Annotated in this window: 24 protein-coding genes; 15 read left to right on the top strand and 9 right to left on the bottom strand. The window is 74.2% G+C overall.

The genetic code is table 11. The features are described 5' to 3' along the window. The gene (locus QRN56_RS12200; RefSeq protein WP_285103557.1) at nt 1–690 is read left to right on the top strand and encodes an HAD hydrolase-like protein; all 690 of its coding nucleotides are present in this window, start codon (nt 1–3) and stop codon (nt 688–690) included. Here QRN56_RS12200 and QRN56_RS12205 read toward each other — a convergent pair. The 5 genes from QRN56_RS12205 to QRN56_RS12225 form a co-directional block, all read right to left on the bottom strand. After that, nucleotides 680–1,204, bottom strand: coding sequence for an O-acetyl-ADP-ribose deacetylase (locus QRN56_RS12205; protein ID WP_285103559.1), 525 nt, complete (start codon nt 1,202–1,204; stop codon nt 680–682). The two genes, QRN56_RS12200 and QRN56_RS12205, sit on opposite strands and share 11 nt — an antisense overlap. Further along, entirely contained in the window at nt 1,201–1,668 is a 468-nt protein-coding gene (locus QRN56_RS12210) for a GNAT family N-acetyltransferase (RefSeq protein ID WP_285103561.1), read from the bottom strand. Before QRN56_RS12210 ends, QRN56_RS12205 begins: the two co-directional genes overlap by 4 nt. A 76-nt stretch (nt 1,669–1,744) precedes the next feature. Next, complete coding sequence (locus tag QRN56_RS12215; RefSeq protein WP_285103563.1) at nt 1,745–2,983, bottom strand: DUF6596 domain-containing protein; 1,239 nt, start codon at nt 2,981–2,983, stop codon at nt 1,745–1,747. Continuing rightward, nucleotides 2,984–3,364, bottom strand: a complete 381-nt coding sequence (locus tag QRN56_RS12220) for a YciI family protein (protein ID WP_285103565.1) — start codon at nt 3,362–3,364, stop codon at nt 2,984–2,986. A gap of 90 nt (nt 3,365–3,454) precedes the next feature. Further along, nucleotides 3,455–5,932 (bottom strand): DNA gyrase/topoisomerase IV subunit A, encoded by a 2,478-nt coding sequence (locus tag QRN56_RS12225; RefSeq protein WP_285103567.1) that lies wholly within the window; start codon nt 5,930–5,932, stop codon nt 3,455–3,457. A gap of 175 nt (nt 5,933–6,107) precedes the next feature. Between QRN56_RS12225 and QRN56_RS12230 the strand changes: the two genes are divergently transcribed. From QRN56_RS12230 to QRN56_RS12250, 5 genes are all read left to right on the top strand, one after another. Then, a complete protein-coding gene (locus QRN56_RS12230) occupies nt 6,108–6,563 on the top strand; it encodes a hypothetical protein (RefSeq protein WP_285103569.1) in 456 nt (151 codons plus the stop codon). Between the two features lie 94 nt (nt 6,564–6,657). Beyond that, the gene (locus QRN56_RS12235; protein ID WP_285103571.1) at nt 6,658–9,474 is read left to right on the top strand and encodes a GNAT family N-acetyltransferase; all 2,817 of its coding nucleotides are present in this window, start codon (nt 6,658–6,660) and stop codon (nt 9,472–9,474) included. Nucleotides 9,475–9,508: 34 nt separating this feature from the next. After that, on the top strand, nt 9,509–10,087 hold the full coding sequence (locus QRN56_RS12240) for a DUF5998 family protein (protein WP_285103573.1): 579 nt from the start codon (nt 9,509–9,511) through the stop codon (nt 10,085–10,087). Beyond that, nucleotides 10,084–11,289 (top strand): alkaline phosphatase family protein, encoded by a 1,206-nt coding sequence (locus tag QRN56_RS12245; protein ID WP_285103575.1) that lies wholly within the window; start codon nt 10,084–10,086, stop codon nt 11,287–11,289. Before QRN56_RS12240 ends, QRN56_RS12245 begins: the two co-directional genes overlap by 4 nt. Before the next feature lie 9 nt (nt 11,290–11,298). Next, a complete protein-coding gene (locus tag QRN56_RS12250; RefSeq protein WP_285103576.1) occupies nt 11,299–11,931 on the top strand; it encodes a thymidine kinase in 633 nt (210 codons plus the stop codon). A 13-nt stretch (nt 11,932–11,944) separates the two neighbouring features. On the opposite strand, the gene sepH is transcribed toward QRN56_RS12250, so the two are convergent. Further along, nucleotides 11,945–13,114 carry a septation protein SepH gene (gene sepH / locus QRN56_RS12255; protein WP_285103578.1) on the bottom strand — a complete coding sequence of 390 codons (1,170 nt, stop codon included), beginning with the start codon at nt 13,112–13,114 and terminating at the stop codon, nt 11,945–11,947. A gap of 120 nt (nt 13,115–13,234) precedes the next feature. On the opposite strand from sepH, the gene QRN56_RS12260 reads away from it, so the two are divergent. Then, complete coding sequence (locus QRN56_RS12260; protein WP_285103580.1) at nt 13,235–14,098, top strand: inositol monophosphatase family protein; 864 nt, start codon at nt 13,235–13,237, stop codon at nt 14,096–14,098. Nucleotides 14,099–14,408: 310 nt separating this feature from the next. Continuing rightward, nucleotides 14,409–14,708, top strand: coding sequence for a DUF4193 domain-containing protein (locus tag QRN56_RS12265; protein ID WP_020014531.1), 300 nt, complete (start codon nt 14,409–14,411; stop codon nt 14,706–14,708). 95 nt (nt 14,709–14,803) lie between these two features. Here QRN56_RS12265 and QRN56_RS12270 read toward each other — a convergent pair whose 3' ends face one another. After that, on the bottom strand, nt 14,804–15,247 hold the full coding sequence (locus QRN56_RS12270) for a DUF3093 domain-containing protein (protein WP_285103582.1): 444 nt from the start codon (nt 15,245–15,247) through the stop codon (nt 14,804–14,806). Between the two features lie 77 nt (nt 15,248–15,324). On the opposite strand from QRN56_RS12270, the gene dut reads away from it, so the two are divergent. The 4 genes from dut to QRN56_RS12290 all read left to right on the top strand — a co-directional run bounded on the left by dut (nt 15,325) and on the right by QRN56_RS12290 (nt 17,827). Beyond that, nucleotides 15,325–15,801: a dUTP diphosphatase gene (gene dut, locus QRN56_RS12275; RefSeq protein ID WP_285103584.1), complete on the top strand. Its 477-nt coding sequence runs from the start codon at nt 15,325–15,327 to the stop codon at nt 15,799–15,801. A 125-nt stretch (nt 15,802–15,926) separates the two neighbouring features. After that, nucleotides 15,927–16,652 (top strand): DUF3710 domain-containing protein, encoded by a 726-nt coding sequence (locus QRN56_RS12280; protein ID WP_285103586.1) that lies wholly within the window; start codon nt 15,927–15,929, stop codon nt 16,650–16,652. Between the two features lie 15 nt (nt 16,653–16,667). After that, complete coding sequence (locus tag QRN56_RS12285) at nt 16,668–17,054, top strand: OB-fold nucleic acid binding domain-containing protein (RefSeq protein ID WP_285103587.1); 387 nt, start codon at nt 16,668–16,670, stop codon at nt 17,052–17,054. A gap of 92 nt (nt 17,055–17,146) precedes the next feature. Then, nucleotides 17,147–17,827, top strand: a complete 681-nt coding sequence (locus QRN56_RS12290; RefSeq protein ID WP_502928793.1) for a DUF3159 domain-containing protein — start codon at nt 17,147–17,149, stop codon at nt 17,825–17,827. Between the two features lie 40 nt (nt 17,828–17,867). Here QRN56_RS12290 and QRN56_RS12295 read toward each other — a convergent pair whose 3' ends face one another. Continuing rightward, nucleotides 17,868–18,533, bottom strand: a complete 666-nt coding sequence (locus tag QRN56_RS12295; RefSeq protein ID WP_285103589.1) for a potassium channel family protein — start codon at nt 18,531–18,533, stop codon at nt 17,868–17,870. Continuing rightward, on the bottom strand, nt 18,533–19,186 hold the full coding sequence (locus QRN56_RS12300) for a potassium channel family protein (protein ID WP_285103745.1): 654 nt from the start codon (nt 19,184–19,186) through the stop codon (nt 18,533–18,535). Before QRN56_RS12300 ends, QRN56_RS12295 begins: the two co-directional genes overlap by 1 nt. 87 nt (nt 19,187–19,273) lie before the next feature. Between QRN56_RS12300 and QRN56_RS12305 the strand changes: the two genes are divergently transcribed. The 3 genes from QRN56_RS12305 to QRN56_RS12315 are packed head-to-tail and all read left to right on the top strand — an operon-like array spanning nt 19,274 to nt 23,595. After that, nucleotides 19,274–21,271, top strand: coding sequence for an APC family permease (locus QRN56_RS12305; RefSeq protein WP_285103590.1), 1,998 nt, complete (start codon nt 19,274–19,276; stop codon nt 21,269–21,271). A gap of 57 nt (nt 21,272–21,328) precedes the next feature. Then, a complete protein-coding gene (locus QRN56_RS12310; protein WP_285103592.1) occupies nt 21,329–22,729 on the top strand; it encodes a class I SAM-dependent RNA methyltransferase in 1,401 nt (466 codons plus the stop codon). A 47-nt stretch (nt 22,730–22,776) separates the two neighbouring features. After that, nucleotides 22,777–23,595: an SGNH/GDSL hydrolase family protein gene (locus QRN56_RS12315; protein WP_285103594.1), complete on the top strand. Its 819-nt coding sequence runs from the start codon at nt 22,777–22,779 to the stop codon at nt 23,593–23,595. Nucleotides 23,596–23,670 lie beyond the last annotated feature (75 nt).

Here is a 23,670-nt window from a genome sequence, read left to right on the forward strand (position 1 = left end):
GTGACTCTCTCGCTCCCAGCCCGTACCACGCACGTCCTGCTCGACCTCGACGGCACCCTCACCGACTCGGCGCCCGGCATCATCGCGTCGCTGCGCACCGGCTTCACGAACGCCGGCTTCGACATCCCCTCCGACGAGGTCCTGCGCACCTTCGTGGGCCCGCCCCTGGGGGCGAGCATGACCCGGATCGGCCTGTCCGACGCCGACGCCACCGCCGTGATCGCCGCCTACCGAAGCGACTTCGAGGTGCACGGCATGTTCGACAACTCGGTGATCCCCGGCATCCCGGAGGCGCTCGCGGGGCTCCGGGAGGCCGGGCTGACGCTCCTGGTCGCGACGGCCAAGCCCGAGCACTACGCGCGGCAGATCGTGGAGCACTTCGGGCTGGACGGCTACCTCGAGGGCGGGCTCGACGGCGTGCACGGCGCCGTCGCGGAGGCGGCCGGCCTGGTGCAGGGCAAGGAGGTCGTGGTGGAGCGGGCGGTGGAGCACGTGGTGGCCCTCGGGGCCGACGTCGCGCAGGTCGTCATGGTGGGCGACCGCGAGCACGACGTGCACGCGGCCGCCCACCACGGCGTCGCGACCGTGGGCGTGACCTGGGGCTACGCCGCGCCCGGGGAGCTGGAGGCGGCGGGCGCGGCGGCGGTCGCGACGACGCCGGAGGAGCTGCGCAAGCTGCTCACGAGCTGAGCACGTCGTCGAACGCCCGCCGGACGCGCTCGTCGATCACGACGAACCGCACGTCCTGCAGGTCCGCCTCGGAGTGCTCGGCGAGCCAGTTCCGGGCGGTCACCACGGCGATGCGCGCGACGTCGGACACCGGCCAGCCGTAGGCGCCCGCGCTCACCGCCGGGAACGCGACCGAGCGCAGGTCGAGCTCGGCGGCGACGTCGAGCGACCGCGCGAAGCACGACGCGAGCAGGGCCGGGTCGTCCTGGCCGCGATGGAGGTTCGGCCCGACCGTGTGGATCACCCAGGACGCGGGCAGGTCGAACGCGGGGGTGGCGACGGCGTCGCCCACGGCCAGGCCGTCGCGGTGCGTCGTGTTCCTGAGCCGTCGGCAGGCCTCCAGGAGGCGGGGTCCGGCGGCTGCGTGGATCGCGCCGTCGACCCCGCCGCCGCCCAGGAGCAGGGCGTTGGCGGCGTTGACGACGGCGTCGGCCTCGACGCGCGTGAGGTCACCGATCTCGACGGACAGGCTCATGTGGCTGCTCCTGGTTGAGGTGCCGGCGCGCCGGCGGCGCTGCCGGGGCGTTCCATCCATGTGTACTCCTCGGTGACCGGCGTCCAGCCGAACTGCTCGTACAGCCCGTGGGCGTCGGCCGTCGCGAGGATCGTCCGGCGCAGGCCGCTGAGCTGGTCGAGCTCGGCGACGACGCCTGCGACCAGCAGCTTTCCGATGCCCTGCCCGCGCAGGTCCGGGTCGACGATGACGTCGGCGAGCCACGCGAACGTCGCGCGGTCGGTCACCACGCGGGCGAACCCGACCTGCTCGCCCGTGTCCCGCCGGTAGACGCCGTAGGGCCGGGAGCCCGCGATGGCGGCGTCCATCACCTCGCGCGGGCGGTCCTTCGCCCAGTAGGTGTGCAGGGAGACGAGCTCGTGCACGCGCGTGGCGTCGATGCGGGCGGGGTCGGCGGAGAACTCGTAGGTCAGGTCGTCGGTCATGCGCTGGAGTCAACCACCGGACACCGACATCGGCTGAGGGGATTTCGGGTTCCGGACGCTGCCCGTCGCCGCCCCGTCACCCCGCGTACCGGCGACAGAACTCGCGCAACGGGCCCTCGGGCACCACGTCGAGCAGCTCGCGGTACCGGCCGGCGGCCTCGTCGGTGCGGCCGGTCCGGCGGGCCAGGTCGGCGAGCGTGAGGCTCGCGTCGCGGGCGGCGTACGGCGGGCCGTCCGCGACCAGCGCCTCGAGCTCGCGCTCGACCGGGACGAGATCGCCGCCGTCGCGCAGCGCCAGCCGGCCGAGTACCACCAGCCGGGCGACGCGCGTCGCCGGGGACGGCCAGGTGCCCGCCAGCGCGTCGTAGAGCTGGGCCAGCCGCGGCCAGTCCGTGCCGGCGGCGTCCGGTGCCGTGGCGTGCACGCCGGAGATCGCGGCTTCCAGCACGAAGCGGCCGGGCGACTCGGGTGCCCCGGGGGACGTCGACCACGTGAGCGCGGTCGTGGCGTCGCCGAGCCCGGCGCGCAGCAGCCGCCGGTCCCACGCCGACCGGTCCACCTCGTCGAGGGGGAGCGCCACGCCGTCGCGCACCCGGCCGGGCCGCCGGGCCAGGCCGAGCCGGCAGACCGCGCGCAGGCCGAGCACCTCGGGGTCGTCCGGGTACTCCGCGACCAGTGCCTCGGCGAGCGTCAGCGCGTCACGGGCCGGATCCCGCGTCGCGTCCTCGGGCTGCAGCTCTTCCCGCTGACCCACGGTGAACAGTCCGGCCACACACCCGAGCACCACGGGCAGCCGCACTGCCCGCGCGGCCCCGTCGGGCACGGCGAACTCGTCCCGCGCCCGGGCCAGCGCGGACTTGGCGCGGGTGAGCCGGGCGGCTGCGGTCGCCTCGGCGATGCCGAGGTGTTCCGCGATCTGCCGGATCGTGAGCCCGCAGACCACACGCATCGCCAGCACCAGCTGTGCGCCGGGCGCGAGGGCGTCGTCGCAGGCGACGAAGAGCAGCGCGAGGCGGTCGTCCAGCTCGTCGCCCGGGGCGTGCGGCGCGTCCACGTCGGCCACCTCCGGGCGAGCGAGCTGGGGCTGGATCCGGTCGAACACCCCCTGGTGGCGCAGCGCGTCGAGCCAGGTGCGGCGGCCGACCTGCACGCACCAGCCCACGAGGTCGTCGATGGTGCCGTCAGGCTGGGCGGCGGCGCGCGCGAAGGCCTCGGCGGCGTACTCCTCACCGTGGTCCAGGCTGCGGGTGGTCACCGCGAGCGACCGCACCACCTGGGGCCAGGCGGTGCGGAACGCCGCGGGATCGATCGGCACTCAGGAGCCGAACTGCACGACCTTGCGCCACTCGACCGTGTTCGAGCTCGGCACGAGCCCGGCGATCTTGCGGGCGGTGGCCTCGTCGCACTCGATCTCGTAGTAACCGGTGATCACCTCGTTTGTGTCCGTGAACGGGGCATCGGTGTACACCGGCTCGCCGCCGCCCGCGCCGGCGGCGACCCATCCGCCGTACTTGGCGTTCTGCAGGGCGTTGCTGCCGGTGATCTTCGCCCCGAGCGCGGCCACAGCGTCGCCGAAGCGCTGGTGCGCGGCCATGTCCTCGTCCTCGGACAGGTCGCGGCCCCCCATGTTCTCGGGGAGGTACGCGTCCGAGTCCCAGTCGTTCTCGCGGATCAGGAAGACCCAGGTGTCGGTCATGACAAGCTCCTCGTTCGTGGGATGTTGACACGCCTTGGACGGGCGAGCCGCGCCGGAATCGACACCTCCCACAGAACTACTCTCCCGAGATCACCCGATGACCGCGACCGGCACCGCGATCGGCGTCCCGGAGCCGTCCCGGCGCTGGTCCACCTCGGGCAGGTCGACCGGCTGGCCGCCGGCGCCGAGCGCACGCGGGGGAGTGGCGCCGACCCAGGCCAGGATCAGGCCGTCCTCGCCCTTCAGGAGCCGCTGCGACCGGACGCCGCCGGTCGCCCGGCCCTTGCCCGGGTACAGCGCGAACGGCGTCACCTTGCCCGCGCCCGGCTCGATCCCGGGCAGCGCGTCACCGGCGCCGGCGATCGTCACGACGGTCGCGTCGACCCCGGCCGGGACCGCGCCGAAGAACACGGCCCGCCCGCCCTCGGCGAGCTTGATGCCCGCCATGCCGCCGGCCGCGCGGCCCTGCGGGCGCACGGACGACGCCGGGAAGTGCAGCAGCGAGGTGTCGTCGGCCACGAAGACCAGCTCGTCGTCGTCGGCCACGACGGCGGCACCGACCACGGTGTCGCCGTCCTTGAGCGCGATGACGGGCCACTCGTCGCCCTTGGCCGGGGCGTCGGACGGCGCGACGCGCTTGACGACGCCCTGCGCCGTCCCGACGGCGACGGTCGGCGCGTCGGCGCCGAGCCCCGTCACCGCGAGCACGCTCTCGCCGCGCTCCAGCTCCACGAGCTCGCTGACCGGGATGCCGCCGGACAGCGAGGGCGCGCCGTCCGTCGGCGGGAGCGAGGGCAGGTCGAGCACGGAGATGCGCAGCATCCGGCCGGCGGACGTCACGAGGCCCACGTGGCCGCGGGTGGACGCCGCGGCGTCGCCCCGCAGGGCGTCGTGCGCGGCGCGGTTGCCCTCGCGCGGCACCGGGACGTCGTCGGGGAGCCGGGCCAGCAGGCCGGTGGCGGACAGCACCACGCGGGTGGGCTGGTCCTTGATCTGCAGGTCGATCGGCTCCACGTTCTTCTTGCGCCCGTTCGCGGGGGCGACGGCCACCGAGCCGACGGACCCGCCCGCGGCGTCGAGCAGCACGGTGCGGCGCGGCGTGCCGTAGGTCTTGGCCACCTCGCCCATCTCGGTGCTCACGAGGCGGCGCAGCAGCTTCTCGTCGCCGAGGATCTGCTCCAGCTCCGCGATCTCGCGGCGCAGCTCCTCGGCCTCCTTCTCCAGCTCGATGCGGGAGAACTTGGTCAGCCGGCGCAGCTGCAGGTCGAGGATGTAGGAGGCCTGCGGCTCGGACAGGTCGAAGATCTCGCGCAGCCGGTCGCGGGCGATGGCGGCGTCGTCGGACGAGCGGATCACCTGGATGACCTCGTCGATGTCGACGATCGCGATGAGCAGGCCGTCCACCAGGTGCAGCCGCTCCAGGCGCTTGTCCAGGCGGTACTGCGAGCGGCGGCGGACCACCAGGATGCGGTGGTCCACCCAGACCCGCAGCATCTCGAGCAGGCCGAGCGTGCGCGGCTGGCCGTCGACAAGGGCCACGTTGTTGATGCCGAACGAGTCCTCGAGCGGCGTGACGCGGTAGAGCTGCTCCAGCACGGCGTCGGGGTCGAAGCCGGTCTTGACCTCGATCACGAGGCGCAGGCCGTGCGTGCGGTCGGTGAGGTCCTGGACGTTGGCCACGCCCTGGATGCGCTTGGCCTTGACGCCGTCGGCGATCTTCTCGATCACCTTCTCCGGCCCCACCAGGTACGGCAGCTCGGTGACGACGATGCCCTTGCGGCGCGGGGTCACGTTCTCGATCCGTGCGGTGGCGCGGGTGCGGAAGCTGCCGCGGCCGGTGCGGTAGCCGTCGCGCACGCCCTCCAGCCCGACGATCTTGCCGCCCGTGGGCAGGTCCGGCCCGGGCACGAACCGCTGCAGGTCCTCCAGCGTGGCCTCGGGGTTCTTGATCAGGTGCTGTGCCGCCGAGACGACCTCGACGAGGTTGTGCGGCGCCATGTTCGTGGCCATGCCGACCGCGATGCCGGACGCGCCGTTGACCAGCAGGTTCGGGATCGCGGCGGGCAGCACCTCGGGCTGGGTGAGCTTGTTGTCGTAGTTCGGCACGAAGTCCACGACGTTCTCGTCGAGCCCGGTGGTCATCGCCATCGACGGCGCCGCGAGCCGCGCCTCGGTGTACCGGGGGGCGGCGGGGCCGTCGTCGAGCGAGCCGAAGTTGCCGTGCCCGTCCACGAGCGGCAGCCGCAGCGAGAAGTCCTGCGCCAGGCGCACGAGCGCGTCGTAGATCGGGGCGTCACCGTGCGGGTGCAGCTTTCCCATGACCTCGCCCACCACGCGCGACGACTTCACGTGCGCGCGGTCGGGCCGCAGCCCCATGTCCGACATCATGTAGAGGATGCGTCGCTGCACCGGCTTGAGGCCGTCGCGCGCATCGGGGAGCGCCCGCGAGTAGATGACGGAGTAGGCGTACTCGAGGAACGAGGCCTCCATCTCCGAGGCGACGTCGATGTCCACGACCTTCTCGTGGATCTCGCTCTCGTCGAGCGGCTGCGACGGCTTGCGCGCCATGGTTCGTGGGGCTCCTGGGCTCTGGGGCTGGACGGGGACAGGCAAACCGTACCTCGCGCCACCCACACTCCAGGTCGCGCACACGCCCTCCGCACAGGAGGCTCTTCACGGACGTCTCACCAGGTCATCGCCGAGCCGTGTGCACAGACCTCGTCCCACCTGGCAGTATTCAGGTATGCCCGAATTGCCGCTGGTCAGCAGGTCGACGACCGTCCCGGGCTGGCTGGCCCGGATCGGCCTCGCCTACGGTGTGGTCGGGCTCAGCGTGGTGCCCGTCCTGGTGCTCGGCGCCCTGGTCACGTGGTGGATGCAGTCCTGGCGGTGCGCCGAGCAGGAGTGGGGCTGCCTGGAGCAGGGCATCACCATGTGGGCCGGCCTGGCGATCCTCGCCGCGGTGCTGCACATCGTGGTCGCGATGCGGGTCGGGCTCGGCGTGGTGCACGGCCTGGTGGTCGTCGCCGTCGGCGCCGTCGCCGTGAACGTGGCGCCGGCCGTCGGCGCATGGCTCCTGCTCGGGGCGGGTCCCGCCGTCGCGGCGATCCTGACGGCGTCGGGCCCCAACCGGCGCCAGCGCCTCGTGCTCGTGGGCTTCGCCGTGATGCTGCTCGTGGGCATGGTCCTGGTGGGCTGACCGACGGGCAGACCAGAGGGCAGACCAGAGGGCTGACCAGCGGGCTGCCGCCCCGGTACGGCGGCACCTCCCGCGGGGTCGTTAGCCTTGTCCCGTGGACCAGCCAGAACGGGCCGACCGGAAGGTGGGCACGGTGCGCTCGCCCTACGCGACCGGCTACCCCGTCGAGTGGGAGGCCGACGTGGTGCTGCGCGACGGCTCGACCGCGCACGTGCGCCCCATCCGCCCCGAGGACGCCGACGCGCTCCAGCGCTTCCAGATGGCCCAGTCCGAGCGCTCCACCTACCTGAGGTTCTTCGCCGCGCTGCAGCGCATCCCGGAGCGGCTGCTCACCCAGCTCGTCACGGTGGACCACGTACGCCGCGCGGCGCTCGTCGCGGTCCGGCCGGGTACGGACGACGACGGCGCCGGCCGCGAGGACATCGTCGGCGTCACGCGCTACGACGTGACCGACGACCAGCCGGGGCGGCGCACCGCCGAGGTCGCGTTCAACATCGCGGACGCGCTCCAGGGCCAGGGCCTCGGCTCGGTCCTCCTGGAGCACATCGCCGCGGCGGCGCGCGAGCGGGGCGTGCACCGGTTCATCGCCGAGGTGCTGCCCCAGAACCGCGCGATGCTGGGCGTGTTCCGCGAGGCGGGCTACGACGTCGAGCAGCACCTGGACGACGGCGTGGTGAGCGTCTCGGTCGACCTCGACCCGACCGACCGGTCCCGGGAGGTGATGGCCGACCGCGAGCACCGTACCGAGGCCCGCTCCATGCAGGGCCTGCTCTCGGCGCGGCGGGTGCTCCTGGTCGGCCCTGCCGACGCCGGCACCGCCGACGCCCCGGACATCGACCACCTGCTCGTCGCCCGCGTCCGCGAGGCCCACGCCGCCGACCCCGGCGACACCGAGCTCCTCGTGCTCGGCGACGACGTGACCTGGGCGGACCTCGCCCCGGAGAGCAGCAACGGCGGCACCAGCGGCGGCAGCAACGGCGCCGGCACCCCCCACGGCATCGACCTCGCCGTCGTCGCCGCCCCGCCCGACGAGGTGATCGACGCCGTCCGCCGCCTGCGCGGCACGGGCGCGCACGGCGTGGTCGTGCTGTCGGCGGGCTGGGCCGAGGCCGGGCCCGCCGGTGTGGCCCGCCGCCGGGAGCTGCTGCGCACCGCGCACGGCGAGGGGATGCGCGTGGTGGGCCCGGCGAGCTACGGCCTGCTCACCAACGTGCCGGGCGCGCGTCTGCGCGCCAGCCTCGCCCTGACCGCCCCGCGCGCCGGGCGGGTGGGCCTGTTCAGCCAGAGCGCGCCGACCGCCGTGACGGCGGCCGAGACCGTCAAACGGCGCGGCCTGGGCCTGTCCACGCTGGTGTCGGCGGGGCACCGGGCGGACGTGTCCGGCAACGACGTCATGCAGTACTGGCAGGACGACCCCCACACCGACGTCGTGTGCCTGTACCTGGAGACGCTCGGCAACCCGCGCAAGTTCTCGCGCATCGCCCGCCGCCTCGCGCTCGTCAAGCCCGTGGTCGTGGTCGTGGCGGGGCGCCACGGCAGCGTGGTGCCGCCCGGGCACACCGTGCGCGCCACGCGCGCCCCGCGCCGGATGCTCGACGAGGTGCTGCGGCAGTCCGGCGTGATCCGCGCGGAGAACACGCACCAGCTCATGGACGTCGCACAGGTGCTGGCGCACCAGCCGCTGCCGGCGGGCGGCCGGGTGGGCATCCTTGCCAGCTCGCCGTCGCTCGCCGCGCTCGTGGCCGACGCCGTCGCGGCGGCGGGCCTGACCGTCGTCGGGCCGCCGGAGTCGCTGTCGGCCGGGGCGCCCGACGACGAGATCGCCGCCGCCGTCGACGCCCTCTACGCGCCGGACGCGTGCGACGCCGTCGTCATGGTCTCCGTGCCCGTGGTGCTGCCGCGCACCGAGGCGATGGCCCGCGCCGTGGCCGCGGCCGCGGCCCGCACGGGCCGCACCACCGTGGTCAGCGCGCTGGGCCTGCACGGCATGCCCGACGAGCTCGCGGCGAGCCACGACGGGCGCGAGGTCCGCCTGCCCGCCTTCTCCACGCCCGAGGACGCCGTCTGGGCCCTCGGGGAGGTGGTGCGCTACGCGCGGTGGCGCACCCAGGACCACGGCAGCCCGGTCCGCCCGGCCCTGCGGGAGGGCGTGTCCGACGGCGTGGCCCGCACCCAGGCGCGCACCCTCGTCGAGTCGCTGCTCGGCCGGCACCCCGACGGGACGGTCCTGGACCAGGAGGAGGCGACCGAGCTGCTGGCCTGCTACGGCCTGTCCCTGTGGGGCTCCCGGAGCGTGCGCACGCCGCAGGAGGCGGTGGCCGCCGCGCAGGAGCTGGGCTGGCCGGTGGCGCTCAAGATCGCCTCGCCCGCGCTGCGGCACCGCGCCGACCTGGGCGGCGTGCGGCTCGACATCGCCGACGCCGAGGACCTGACCGAGGACGCCGAGCGCATGCTCGCCGCGGCGTCGGCCCTGCTGCCTGCACCCGACCCGGTGCTGGAGGTGCAGGCCATGGCCCCCACGGGCGTGGCGTGCGTGGTGCGGTCGGTGGAGGACGAGCTGTTCGGGCCCGTGGTCTCGTTCGGCGTGGCGGGCGACGCCGTCGACCTGCTCGACGACGTGACCCACGGCGTGCCGCCGCTGACCGACGTGGACGTGGCCCGGATGGTGCGCGGCGTGCGCGCCGCGCCCCGCCTGTTCGGGTACCAGGGCGCGCCCGCCGCCGACGTCGCGGCGCTGGAGGACGTGCTGGCCCGCGTCTCGGTCATGGCCGACGACCTGCCCGAGCTCGCGTCCGTGGAGCTGTACCCCGTGGCCGTCGCGGAGCGGGGCGCCTCCGTGCTGCACGCCACGATCCGGCTGCGCCCCGCCGAACGCCGCACGGACGCCCTGCGCAGGGCGCTGCCGGGCTAACGGCGAGAGCCCCTCTCATGGGATGATTCCCCTCGTGCCCCATGCCCCTACCGATGCCCGTGACGACCTGACCGCCCACCTGCACCGGGCCGGCTACTACCCGGAGCTCGTCGCGGACGTGCTCGACGTGGCCCTGGCCGGCGAGGAGGTGGTGGCCCACCTCGTGCAGGCCGAGACCACCTTCGACTCGGAGGTGCGCCGCCACCTCACGGTCCTGGTGCTGACCCCGACCCGCCTGGTCACCGCGCACGTCGACGACCACTCGGGGGAGGACCCGGCCCGGTCCGGCTCGGCGTCCGCCACCACCGAGGTGGTGCCGGTGCGCGAGATCCGCTCCGTGGCGCTCACCCACGTGATCGCGGACCCGGCGCAGTACCCGCAGCGCGGGGCCACGCGCGAGGTCACGCTCGCCGTGGGCTGGGGCGCGGTCTCGCGCGTCGACCTGGAGCCGGCCTCCTGCGTGGACCCGAACTGCACGGCCGACCACGGCCTGACCGGCCAGGTGACGCCCGACGACGTGGTGGTCCGCGTCTCCGGCGAGGCCGAGGGCGACGCCGCCGTCCGGGCGGCCGTCGACTTCGCCCGGGCACTGTCCCGGGCCACGTCTGCGTGAGCGCTCCGCACCTCCCCGAGGGGTTCGTCGCGCCGTCCTACGACACCGCGAGCCTCGCCGCGGTGCTGCCCGCCGCGGCGGGCGCGCTGGGCCACGACCTCACCACGGCCACGGGCCTGACCGCGGCCGGCTGCCGTGCGGCCCTCGGCCTGCCCGACGCCGACCGCGTGGTCGTCGTGCTGGTGGACGGGCTCGGCATCCGCAACCTCGCCGAGCGCGGGGGCCACGCGCCGTTCCTGCGCGGCCTCCTGCGCGAGCGGGGCGAGGACGCCGCCACGCTCACCTCCAGCTTCCCGTCCACGACGGCCGCGGGCCTGAGCATCCTCGGGACCGGCACCGCGCCGGGGCTCACGGGCATGCTCGGCTACACGCAGCGCAACCCGGAGACCGGGAAGCTGGCCGCGGTGGTGCAGTGGCGCGACCTCGGCGACCCCGCCGACGTGCAGCGCGAGCCCACCGTCCTGGAGACGCTCGCCGCCGCCGGCACGCGGGTGGTGGCCCCCGGCCCGCGGAAGTTCGCGGGTTCCGGCATGAGCCAGGCCGCGCTGCGCGGCCCCGCCCACGTGGCCGCCGAGACGTTCGAGCAGCGCGTGGACGCCACCGTCGCGGCGCTGCGCCGGCCGGCCGGCCCGGCCGGCACCGGGCAGAGCCTGGTGTACCTGTACCAGGGCGACGTCGACAAGACCGGCCACGGCTTCGGCTGGGACTCCTGGCAGTGGGGCGACGCGCTGGAGGCCACCGACCGGGAGCTGCGCCGCCTGCTGCGCAGCGTGCCGCGCGGCACCCTGGTGCTGGTCACGGCCGACCACGGCCAGATCACGGCCGACCTGACCACCCAGTGGGACGTCGCGACCGACCCGGCGCTGCACCCCGGCGTGGCGATGGTGGGCGGTGAGCCGCGCGCCCTGCACGTCTACACCGAGCCGGGCACCGACCCGGCCGACGTCGCGGCCCGGTGGACCGAGCGGCTGGGCGACCACGCCCTGGTCGTGCTGCGGGAGCGGGCCGTGGCCGACGGCTGGTTCGGGCCGGTCGCCGAGCACGTGCTGCCCGCGATCGGGGACGTGGTCGTGGCGATGACCGGCGCCGCCACCGTCGTCGACTCCCGGGTGCACTCCGCGAACGCGCGGGCGCTGCCCGGCGTGCACGGCTCGCTCACGCCGCACGAGATGCTCGTGCCGTTCCTGACCGCCCTCTCCTAGGAAGCTCTCGTGGCCCAGCTCGTCTTCTTCTCCGGGACCATGGACTCCGGCAAGTCCACGCTCGCCCTGCAGACCGACCACAACTTCCGCGCCCGCGGGCGCGAGGGGCTCATCTTCAGCCGGGGCGACCGGGCGGGCGCGGACCGGGTCTCCAGCCGGCTGGGCCTGGAGGTCGCGGCCGTCGAGGTGACCGACGACACCGACTTCTGGGTCGAGATCAGCGGCCGGCGCGCCGGCGGCGAGGCCGTCGACTACCTCGTGTGCGACGAGGCGCAGTTCTACTCGCCCGCGCAGGTGGAGCAGCTCGCCCGGCTGGTCGACGAGACGGAGATCGACATCTTCGCCTTCGGCATCACCACCGACTTCCGCACCCGGCTCTTCCCCGGCTCCGCCCGCCTCATCGAGCTCGCCGACCGTGTCGAGCTGCTCCAGGTGCAGTCGCTGTGCTGGTGCGGTGCGCGCGCCACGCACAACGCGCGCACCGTGGACGGGATCATGGTCACCGAGGGTGAGCAGGTGGTGATCGGCGACGTCGGCCTCGCCGAGGTCGCGTACGAGGTGCTGTGCCGCCGCCACCACATGCGCCGCATGACCGCGCTCACCGCGCGCCGCCGGTCGGCGGACGAGTCCCTCTGGGGCTAGCGAGACCCTGGGGCTAGACCTCCGGGCGCGAGCCGAACACGATCTCGTCCCAGCTCGGCACCTGCGCGCGCGACTTGCGGCCGCGCTTGGGCGCGGGCCGCTTGGCGGCCGCCGGCTCCTTGTCCGGCACGTTCGCCGGCTCCGGGACCGGGGCGGGCGCAGGCTCCGCCTCGGGCTTCGCCTCCTGGTCCGACGGCGGGGGCGTGGCCGGTACGGGCCCCGGGATCTCCCACTGGCTCGGCCCCTCCCACTCCAGGTCGGCGGGGGAGTCCGGCACCTTGACGGACGGCATCCTCGGCCGCGACCCGCCCCGCCGCGCGCCGATGTCGACGACGGCCGCGGCCGGCTCCGGCGTGGACTCGTCGGGCTCGTCCGGGCTCGCCGCCGACCCGGGGCCCGGGCCTGCCGGTCCCCCGTCCAGGTGGTCGAGCTCCAGCAGGTCGGGCGGCCCGACGTCGGGCGCGGAGCGCCGCGAGGGCCGCTGGCCGCGCCTCTCGGAGAGGTTGTCCAGGAGCAGGTCCGTGTCGTCCGGCTCGGGCGGTGCCGGCCGGGAGCCGCGCTGGCCGAGCCGCTGCGGCGGCAGCGTGGCGACGCCGGCGAGCGCCGGGCCACCGTCGTCCTCCGGGAGGCCGAGCCAGCGGGCCTCGTCGTCGAGCGCCGTGACGAAGCCGCCGCGCGGCTCGAGGGACCAGCGGGCCTCCCGCGCCCGCTCGCCCGCGGTGAACTCGACCTGGACGATCCAGGGGTGGGTGCCCTCCCGGGTGGCGGTCCACCGCGCGTCGTCGGGCCGCACGCCGCGCGAGCGCAGCCGCTCGTCGGCGACCTCGCCGAGCGTGGTGGTGGTGTCGTCGTCGTTCAGCACGGCCTTGGCGCGCACCCGGGAGATCGCGTGCTCGCGCTCGGAGATGACGGGGTACTCGAAGCGCCGCACGTGCTCCACGGGCAGGCCCGAGGCCTCGGCGAGGTCCTCGCACGTCTCGCCCGCGCGCAGGCGCGCCTGGATCTCGCGCGGACGCAGGGTGGACTCCTCCTGGGCGCGGATCGACTCCAGGCGCGGCCGGTCACCCCGGAGGGCGGCGCGCAGGGCGTCGGTGATCGGCAGGGTGCTCTGGGTGCCGTCGCGTGCGGCGAGGACGAGGCGTTCACCGTCCTCGTGCAGCCTCACCAGCTCCAGCTCGTCCATGCCAGTCCTCCCGGGGTAGTCCTGTGTGCCGAGCCTGCCACCGAGCGGGGGCGGCGCGGCGCAGGCGCGTCGGTGTGCCGCCGGATCGTAGCCCGCCGGCGGGTGGGGCAGGATGGGCGCGTGATCTCACCCGCACCGCACGAGCTGCCCGACGGCGTCACCGTCACCACCCTCCGCGACCTCGCCGTCCGCCTCGCGACGGCGGCCGGGACCCTCGTGCGCGAGGGCAGACCGGAGCGGGTCGAGGTGGCCGCGACCAAGTCGAGCGACGTGGACCCGGTCACGGTCATGGACCGCGCCTCGGAGGAGCTGCTGCGCGAGATGATCGCCGCGGAGCGCCCGGACGACGCGATCCTGGGCGAGGAGGGCGACGACGTGCCCGGCACCAGCGGGCTGACCTGGGTGCTCGACCCGATCGACGGCACGGTGAACTACCTGTACGGGGTGGCGTCCTGGGCCGTGTCGGTGGCGGTGGTGGCGGGGCCGCCCGAGCCGGCGTCGTGGACCGTGCTGGCCGGGTGCGTGCACAGCATCGCCGACGGGCGGACCTGGTCGGCCGGGCTGGGCGAGGGCGCCACGCGCGACGGCGTGCCCGTCCACGCGGGCGCGCCGGCGTCCCTGAGCACGTCCCTGGTGGGCACGGGCTTCGGGTACGACGCCGCGCGCCGTGCCGAGCAGGCCCAGGTGCTGGCGCAGGTGCTGCCGCGGATCCGGGACATCCGCCGGCTCGGCTCCGCCGCGATCGACCTGTGCCTGCTCGCGGACGGCTCGCTCGACCTGTACTACGAGCGCGGCCTGAACCCGTGGGACATGGCGGCGGGCGTGATCGTGGCCACCGAGGCGGGCGCCGTGGTGACCGGTCTGCGGGGCCGGCCCGCCGGGAACGCGATGACGGTCGCGGGGCCGGCGGAGCTCGTCGCGCAGCTCGCCGGGATCCTGGAGGAGGCCGACGCGGACGGGGCCGGCGGCGTAGATCTCGGGTGATCTTTTTTATGACACACCCCCGCAAGGCTGGTCACTGCTGACCAGGTCCAAAAGGCCGAAAACGGGCCGTTGTTGCAGGTCAGAGCGTACGTGACGGGGGTTACACCGGTAGATGTAGCGCGCCTGACAGAAATGGTGCACAATCCGTGGGCCGACTCGGGAACAAAACCGGGGCCGTGTGCATTATCTGCGCGTACACCCGCTTGCGGTCGCTGTTCGACGGTGCTTGCGGTGTCCCGGCCGGGGCGGCGTCGAACCCCGGATGTCCCGAACCCTTCCGGCGCGACCACCTACCGACGGAGAACACCACATGGCAACTGACTACGACGCCCCGCGTAAGAACGACGAGGATGTCGAGCAGGACTCGATCCAGGAGCTGCAGGCACGTCGTTCCGACAAGTCCTCGGGCGTTGTGGACGAGGACGAGACAGAAGCGGCCGAGGGCTTCGAGCTCCCGGGCGCCGACCTGTCGGGCGAGGAGCTCGCCGTACGGGTGCTGCCGCGTCAGGCGGACGAGTTCACGTGTTCGAGCTGCTTCCTGGTGCACCACCGCAGCCAGCTGGCCTACGAGAAGGCCGGCCAGATGATCTGCACGGAGTGCGCCGCCTGATCCACCAGGCCTTCGGCACTGACGACACGACCGGGCTGTCATGCGGAGCATGGCAGCCTTCGTCGTGTCCGGGCCCGGGAGAGGCCTGGGAGGGCTCAGTCAGCCAGGGCCTGCACCAGCAGCTCCGGGCGGCGCGTGGAGACCAGCCAGTAGGGGGTGGGGTCGGCCGGGTCGTCGAGCGCGACCCGCACCCCGGTCCGCGCCCACGCGCGCAGGCAGACGTAGGCGCGCGCGTCGAGGCCGGGGCCCAGCTCGTGCCGCATGGCGGCCACGTCCAGGGCCTGCGCCGTGCCGAGCAGCGCGACCGGGATCCGGGCGCTCCCGGCGCGCAGGACGCCGTCGGACACCTCGACGACGGGCGACGTCACCGCCAGGGCGACCGCCGACCCCACGCACACCAGCAGCCCGACGGCGACCGCCGTGGCCGCGTGCACGGGCCACAGCGCGATCGCCGCGATGGCGCCCAGACCGACCGTGCCGAGCCAGCCACCGGGCCCGGGCAGGAGACGCTCGTGGAAGGTGAGGGTGGTCGCCGTCATGGACACATCATCCCAGTCCTGGACACTGCCTCGGCACTCTTGCGGCGACGCGGGCCGAGGTGGCGTACTCTTCCGGCGTGCCCACCCCTGAGCCAGCTCACGACGGCAGCACGGTCGACGTGCTCATCCGCCTCCTGGACGACGTTCCCGTCCCCTCGTACGCGCATCCTGGCGACGCCGGCGCCGACCTGGTGACCACGGTCGACGTCGAGATCCCGCCGCAGGGGCGGGTGCTGGTGCCCACCGGCATCTCGATCGCGCTGCCGGACGGCTACGCGGCGTTCGTGCACCCGCGGTCGGGCCTCGCGACGAAGCACGGCGTGACCATCGTGAACGCGCCGGGCACCGTGGACGCGGGCTACCGCGGCGAGATCAAGGTCACGCTGCTCAACACCGACACGACCGAGCCCGTGAAGCTGGTCCGGGGCGACCGTGTGGCGCAGCTCGTGATCCAGAAGGTCGAGCGCGCGCGGTTCCTGCCCGCGCAGACCCTGCCCGGCTCGCACCGGGGTGACGGCGGCTTCGGCTCCAGCGGCGGTTTCGCCGGGCGCTGAACGCGTGTCCAGCCGGGCGCCGGACAGGTCTAGGCTGTAAGTAACGAGCGGATAACGCCGCCCGGCGGAGCAAAGCGCGCGCCCGGGTGAGGCGAGCAACGGACGAACGACGAAGGAGTGTGGCTGTGGGTCTGTTCAGCCGACGAGGCACGGCGAATGAGGCCGCCTCGGTCGAGTGGGCGTCGGTGGAGGCCGAGCAGCAGAAGCGGCCCCACGGACCCTTCGACCGGTCCCAGGTGGACGAGATGGGCCCGCGGGTCGACCTCGGCGCCATCTGGCTGCCCGTGATGCCCGGGCTCGAGCTCCGCATGGAGATCGACAAGAAGACGCAGAAGGTCACAGGGGTGACGGCCGCGCTGGAGGGGTCCAACCTCCAGATCCAGGCGTTCGCCGCGCCGCGCACCGAGGGCATCTGGGACGAGATCCGGCACGAGATCGCGCAGTCCGTGAGCGGGCAGGGCGGCATCGTGGACGACGTGCCCGGCGTGTTCGGCCGCGAGCTGCTGGTCCGCATGCCCGTGACGGGCCCCGACGGGCAGTCCGGCCAGCGGCCGGCGCGGTTCGTGGGCGTGGACGGGCCCCGCTGGTTCATCCGCGGCGTGCTCGCGGGCCGGGCGGCGCTGGACGCCGAGGCGGCCAAGCCGCTGGAGTCCGTGTTCGCGAACATCGTCGTGGTGCGGGACCAGAGCCCGCGCCCACCGCGCGACCTGCTGCCCCTGGCGCTGCCGAAGTCGGCGCGCAAGGATGGTGCACAGCCGGCGCAGGAGCCGGCCGGTCCGCAGGGCGCCGCACCGCAGATGTCGGACTTCAACCCGTTGCGCCGCGGCCCTGAGATCACCCAGATCGGCTGACGAGGTGAACCACTGATGAGTCTCCGTTCGGCACTCGCCTCGCGCATCGCGGCGACGCTGGCCTCGAACGAGGAGGTCAGCGACACCGCGGAGCGCGCCGACGCGTCCAAGAACATCGGTTGTGCGGCGGTCACGTCCGTGCCCACCCGCTCCCGCGGCAAGGTCGCGGGCGTACTCCGCTCGGTCGTGCTGCGCCCGCGCGAGGGCGTGCCGACCCTGGAGGCGGAGCTGTTCGACGGCTCCGGCGCCCTCGACCTCGTGTGGCTCGGCCGCCGCACGATCGAGGGCATCGAGCCGGGCCGCCGGATCCGGGTCGAGGGCATGGTCTGCGACGTCGACGGGCGGCGCACCATGTTCAACCCGCGGTACGAGCTGAGGCCCCGGCCGGGCGAGGCACAATAGCCCCCATGAGCGATCCCGCACGTCCTGACGTGCCCCCGGAGCAGCCCGTGGCGCAGTCCGCGGCACAGCCCGCAGAGACCCCCGCGCGCGGCATGCGTGCCCTCACCGGCGACGAGTTCTCGGCCGCGCAGGCCGTGGGCGGGGTGCGCGGCCTGGTCGAGGCGGTGCTGCCCGGCCTGGTGTTCGTGGTCGCGTTCGTGATCACCAACGACCTGACCGTCCCGCTGGTCGCGTCCGTGGTGGCCGCCCTGGTGCTCGTCGTGGCGCGCCTCGTGCAGCGCACGCCGGTCACCCAGGCGCTGGGCGGCCTGCTCGGCATCGCCGTCGGCGTGGTCTGGGCCTGGACGTCCGGCGACGCGGAGGACTACTACGCGGGCGGCCTGCTGCTGAACGCCGGCTACCTCGTGGTGCTGCTCGGCACGATCCTCGCGCGCCGCCCCGCCGTCGGCTACGTGGTGGAGGCGCTGCGCGCCGGCCTGACGCCGGAGGCCGTGAAGGCCGAGGCCAACCGCGCCGACGACCAGCCCTCGGCGTTCGCCGCGCTGACCGCGTGGCGGGACGACCCGGCGAAGATGCGCATGTACGCGATCGCCACCTGGCTCTGGGTGGGGCTGTTCGCGCTGCGCCTCGCGGTCAAGACGCCGCTCTACTTCGCGGGCGACGTCGCCTGGCTGGGCACGTTCCACCTGCTGCTCGGCGTGCCGCTCTGGGCACTGGTGCTGTACCTGACCTGGTACGTCGTGCGCCGTCCCCAGCCGCGGCCCGCTGCCTGACGTCAGCCCTGCCTGACGCCGCCGGCCGGGCCCCGCCCGGTCACCCCTTCGGGACCAGCAGCTTCTGCAGCGCGTCCGTGTCGGCGTCCGAGCCGGCGACCAGCAGCAGCTCGTCACCGGCCTCCAGGGTGTCGTCGGGGCTCGGCACCAGCGGGCGGCCGTCGCGCACGATCGTCGAGAGCGTGACGTCCGCCGGCCACACCACCTGGCCCACGCGCGTCCCGGCGACCCGGGAGTCGGCGGGCAGCGTCAGCTCCAGGATGTCGGCGCGCGAGTGGCTGAAGCTGAAGATCTTCACCAGGTCACCGACGGCCACGGCCTCCTCGACCATCGCCGTCATGATGCGCGGCGTCGAGACCGCCACGTCGACGCCCCAGGACTGGTCGAACATCCACTCGTTCTTCGGGTTGTTCACGCGCGCGACCGTGCGCGGCACCCCGAACTCCGTCTTGCCCAGCAGGGAGAAGACCAGGTTCACCTTGTCGTCGCCGGTGGCGCCCACGACGACGTCGGCCTGCTCCAGTTCGGACGCCTCCAGCGCGGGCAGCTCGCACGCGTCCGCGAGCACCCACTCCGCCTCGGGGACCTGCGAGACCCGCATGGCCGCCGGGTTCTTGTCGATGAGGGTGACCTCGTGCTCGTGGCTCAGCAGCTCCCGGGCGATCGAGCGGCCCACGGAGCCGGCCCCGGCGATGACGACGCGCATCAGTCCTCCTCGGCGGTCGGCGCGGCGGTGAGGATCCGCTCGATCTCGGCGGACCGGTCGGCCGCCATGAGGAGGTGGAGCACGTCGTTCTCCTGGAGCACGATGTCGGGGGTGGGCAGGATGGCCGACGAGTAGCGGGTCACGAAGGCGACCCGCGCCCCCGTGGCGGCCTCGACGTTGAGCACGGGCCGGCCGACCCACCGCCGGTGGTAGTCGATCTGCGCGAGCCGCACCGTGCCGGACGGGTCGCGGTACTCGTCGGTGAAGCCGAGCGGCAGCATCCGGCGCAGCACCTGGTCCGCCGTCCAGCGCACGGTGGCGACGGTCGGGATGCCGAGCCGCTGGTAGATCTCGGCGCGGTGCGGGTCGTAGATCCGGGCCACGACGTTGTCGACCCCGTACGTCTCCCGGACCACGCGCGCGGACAGGATGTTGGAGTTGTCGCCGTCGGACACCGCGGCGAACGCGTACGTGTCCTCGATCCCCGCCTGCACGAGGGTGTCGCGGTCGAAGCCCACCCCGGTCACCTTCTTGCCGGAGAAGTCCGCAGGCAGACGCCGGAACGCGTCCGGGTTCTGGTCGATGACGGCCACGGAGTGTCCGCGGCCCTCGATCTCCTGGGCGAGGCTGGAGCCGACGCGGCCGCAGCCCATGATGACGAAGTGCACGGACGGAACGCTACCGCGCCGCGAGTGCCCCGGGTGCGCTGGAGGCCATCGACGGGCATAGAGTCTTCCAACGTGTCGGACATCGTCGATGCGGCCAAGCGACTCCTGGTCGGCCGCCCCATGCGCAGCGAGAGCCTGGGGCACACGCTGCTGCCCAAACGCATCGCACTGCCGGTGTTCGCCTCGGACGCCCTCTCCTCGGTGGCGTACGCCCCGGACGAGATCCTGCTGACCCTGTCACTGGCGGGCATCGCGGCCCTGGCGTTCTCGCCATGGGTCGGTCTCGTGGTGGTCGTGGTGCTGCTCATCGTGGTGGCGTCCTACCGCCAGAACGTGCACGCCTACCCGTCGGGCGGCGGCGACTACGAGGTCGCCACGACCAACCTCGGCCCCTCGGCGGGCATCGGCGTCGCCTCCGCGCTGCTCGTCGACTACGTGCTCACCGTGGCCGTGTCGATCTCGTCGGCGGCCCAGTACGCCTCCGCGGCCATCCCCGGGCTGCGCGGCCACGAGGCGCTCGCCGCCGTCATCGCGGTGGCGCTGCTCACCCTGGTCAACCTGCGCGGGGTCAAGGAGTCGGGCACGGCGTTCGCCATCCCGACCTACTGCTACATGGCGATCATCGGGGCCCTCATCGTCACGGGCGCGTTCCGGTTCTTCTCGGGCACGCTGCCCAAGGCCCAGAGCGCGGAGTTCGAGCTGTCCGCCGAGGCCGCGTTCGACCAGGGCCTGGTGGGCATCGCGGGCGCGTTCCTGCTGGCCCGGGCGTTCGCGTCCGGCTGTGCCGCCCTGACCGGCGTCGAGGCCATCAGCAACGGCGTGCCGGCGTTCCGCAAGCCCAAGTCGCGCAACGCCGCGACCACGCTGCTGCTGCTCGGCACGATCTCGGCGACGATGATCATGTCGATCCTCCTGCTGGCCCAGGCCACCGGCGTCCAGTTCGCGGAGGACCCGCACAGCCAGCTCACGCTGAACGGCGAGCCGGTCTCCGACCACTACGTGCAGATCCCGGTCATCGGCCAGCTCGCCGAGGCCGTCTTCTCGGGCTTCCCGCCGGCCTTCTACGCGGTCTCCGCCGTCACGGGCCTCATCCTGGTGCTCGCCGCGAACACGGCGTTCAACGGGTTCCCCGTGCTCGGCTCGATCCTGGGCCGCGACGGCTACCTGCCGCGCCAGCTCCACACCCGCGGCGACCGGCTCGCGTTCTCCAACGGCATCGTCACCCTCGCCGTCGCGGCGATCGTGCTCATCGTCGTGTTCGACGCCGAGGTCACCCGCCTGATCCAGCTCTACATCGTGGGCGTGTTCGTCTCCTTCACGCTGTCCCAGCTCGGCATGCTGCGGCACTGGACGCGCGGGCTGCGCACCGAGCCCGACCCCGCGGCGCGCAGCCGGATGAAGCGCTCGCGCCTGGTCAACGGCGTCGGGTTCGGGCTGACCGGCATCGTGCTGATCATCGTGCTGCTCACCAAGTTCACGCACGGCGCCTGGATCACCCTGCTGGCGATGGGCGTGCTGTTCGTGCTCATGCGGGCCATCCGCAAGCACTACGACCGCGTGCGCGACGAGCTGGCGCTGGACGACGTCTCCGCCGCGCGGGCGCTGCCGAGCCGCGTGCACGCCGTCGTGCTGGTCTCCAAGGTGCACAAGCCGACCATGCGGGCCCTGGCCTACGCGCGGGCCGCGCGCCCCAACGTGCTGGAGGCGGTCAGCGTGGGCGTGGACCGCGAGGACGTGGAACGGCTCACCGCCGAGTGGGAGGCCCTCGACCTGCCCGTGCCGCTGCGCATCCTGGACTCGCCGTTCCGCGAGATCACCCGTCCGGTGGTCAAGTACGTGCGGTCCGTGCACCGCGAGTCGCCGCGCGACCTGGTGATCGTCTACATCCCGGAGTACGTGGTCGGGCACTGGTGGGAGCAGCTCCTGCACAACCAGTCGGCGCTGCGGCTCAAGGGCAGCCTGCTGTTCACCCCCGGCGTCGTCGTGGCGTCGGTGCCGTGGCAGCTCGCCTCGACGCACGGGCAGACCGGCCTGGAGGGCGACACCTTCCTGCGCGGCCGCAGGATGTGACGCAGCCGGGCCGGTGACGGGCCGGGTCCGGGCGGGCCGTGGGCGATACTTGAGCACATGCCCCGCAACCCCGACCGTCGCACCGCGCCCGCAGACCCCGAGCAGGGCGGCCGCCCGCGCCGTCGCCCCCAGCGTTCCCCGCGGCCGGGCCGCGCGCGGCGCGTGAGCGACGCCGCCCCGGGGCCGGAGGTGGGCCAGGAGTTCGAGCTGGAGGTCGGCCCGGTCGCGCACGGCGGCCACTGCGTGGCCCGCCTGGACGGCCGCGTCGTGTTCGTGCGCCACACCCTGCCGGGGGAGCGGGTCCGCGCCCGCGTCACCGAGGGCGGCCCGAGCTTCTGGCGCGCCGACGCCGTCGAGGTGCTCGAGGCGTCCCCCGACCGCGTCGAGCCCCTGTGGCCCGCGGCCGGGGCCGACGGCGTGGGCGGCGGCGAGCTGTCGCACGTCGCCCTGCCCGCGCAGCGACGCTGGAAGACCGCCGTGCTCACCGAGCAGCTGCAGCGCCTGGCGCGCATCGACGCCGACTGGCTCGCCGAGCACGTCACCGTCGAGGCGGTGCCCGGCGACGACGAGCGCCGCGGCCTGCACTACCGCACCCGGATCGACCTGGTGGCCGACGCCGACGGCCACGCCGGCATGCGCAAGCACCGCTCGCACGACGTGGTGGCGCTGAAGAAGATGCCGCTGGCCTCCGCCGAGCTGGCGGCGTTCGCCGTCGCCGAGGACGTGTTCACCCGCGCCTGGACGCCGGGCGCGCGGCTGGAGCTCGTCGCGCCGTCCGAGGGCGACCCGGCACTCCTGGTCGACGGCGAGCCGTGGCGCCGCGGCCGGCCGGACTCCCGGCCCAACGCCCGTCGCGCCGTGAGCGAGGTCGTGACCGGCCCGTGGGGCACGCACCGCTACCGCGTGGCCGCCGACGGGTTCTGGCAGGTGCACCGCGAGGCGCCGGCCGTGCTCACGGGCGCCGTGCTGGACGCCGCCGGCGCGAGCACGGGGGAGCTGGCCGGGGCGACCGTGCTGGACCTGTACTCCGGCGCCGGCCTGTTCACGCTGCCGCTGGCGGACGCCGTCGGGCCCGACGGGCGCGTGGTCGCCGTCGAGGGCGACGCGCGCGCCGTGAAGGACGCCCGCCGCAACGCGCACGCCCACGAGCAGGTGGACCTGCGCGTGGGCTCCGTGGACCGGGTGCTCGCGGGCGGGCCGGGCGAGGCCGACGTGCCCGCCGCGGACGTCGTGGTGCTGGACCCGCCCCGCTCGGGTGCCGGGCGCGCCGTGGTGGACGCGATCGCGGCCCGCGAGCCGCGCCGCGTCGTCTACGTGGCGTGCGACCCGGCGGCGCTCGCGCGCGACGTCGGCTACCTCGCGGCGCACGGGTACGCGCTGACGGGCGTGCGCGCGTTCGACCTGTTCCCGCACACGCACCATGTCGAGGCCGTGGCGGTGCTGGACCGGCAGGGCTGACCGGACGATGGACGAAGCCCCAGGTCAGTGCGCATAGGATGCGCACCGTGAAGCGGTGGCTGGTGAGCGGCGGGATCGCGGTGTCGGTGGTGGCGGCCTTTGCTGTCGCCGTCCTGGTGGGCATGGTCCTGGGGGCCGGCGGCATCGCCGTCGGCGGTACGGGCGGGGCCTCGGTGCCCGCGCCGCGGGGTGCGCCGTCGGTCTGGGCGGAGTCCCCGTCGCCGTCGCCCTCGCCGTCCCCGGTGGCCGAGAAGGAGCCGGTGGCCCTCTTCGTCGGCGACTCCTACACGGTGGGACAGGGCGCGACGTCGCCCGAGCTGCGGTGGAGCACGCTCGTGTCCGAGCAGATGGGCTGGCGTGAGCTCAACGTGGCCGACGGCGGCACCGGGTTCGTCAAGGGGAACGCGGAGCTGAACAAGCTCAACTATCCCGCCCAGCTCCGGTCGGTGCCCCCGGGCAGCGTGGACATCGTGGTGATCGCCGGCGGGCAGAACGACTTCAAGGACCTGCGGGCCGAGCCCGGGCCGGTCTTCGAGGCGGTGGCGGACACGTACGCCCTGGCCGTGCAGCGGTTCCCCGACGCCGAGATGGTGTCGGTCGGGCCCTCCACCCCGTGGGCGGTCGGCCTGGAGGCGCGCGCCCTGGACAGCGCCGTGCGGGCCGCGGCGGCCGACGCGGAGGCCACGTACGTGTCGCTGCTGGACCCCAACATCGTCCAGGGCCGCCTGGTGCACGAGGACGGGATCCACACGACCGACGCGGGCAACGCCGCGATCGCCCGTCGGGTGGTGCGGACGCTCCAGGCGCCGGCGGCCGAGCAGGAGGAGACGGGCGCCCGGCCGGCAGATATCTTGACGTCAAGATAAATGCGATATGCTGGCTCCAGCAGCCCGGCCTAGGCTGGGTGAAGCCCCCTGGAACCCATGCGGCGGCTCCTTCGC

Source organism: Promicromonospora sp. MEB111, from assembly GCF_030209445.1.
GTDB lineage: Bacteria > Actinomycetota > Actinomycetes > Actinomycetales > Cellulomonadaceae > Promicromonospora.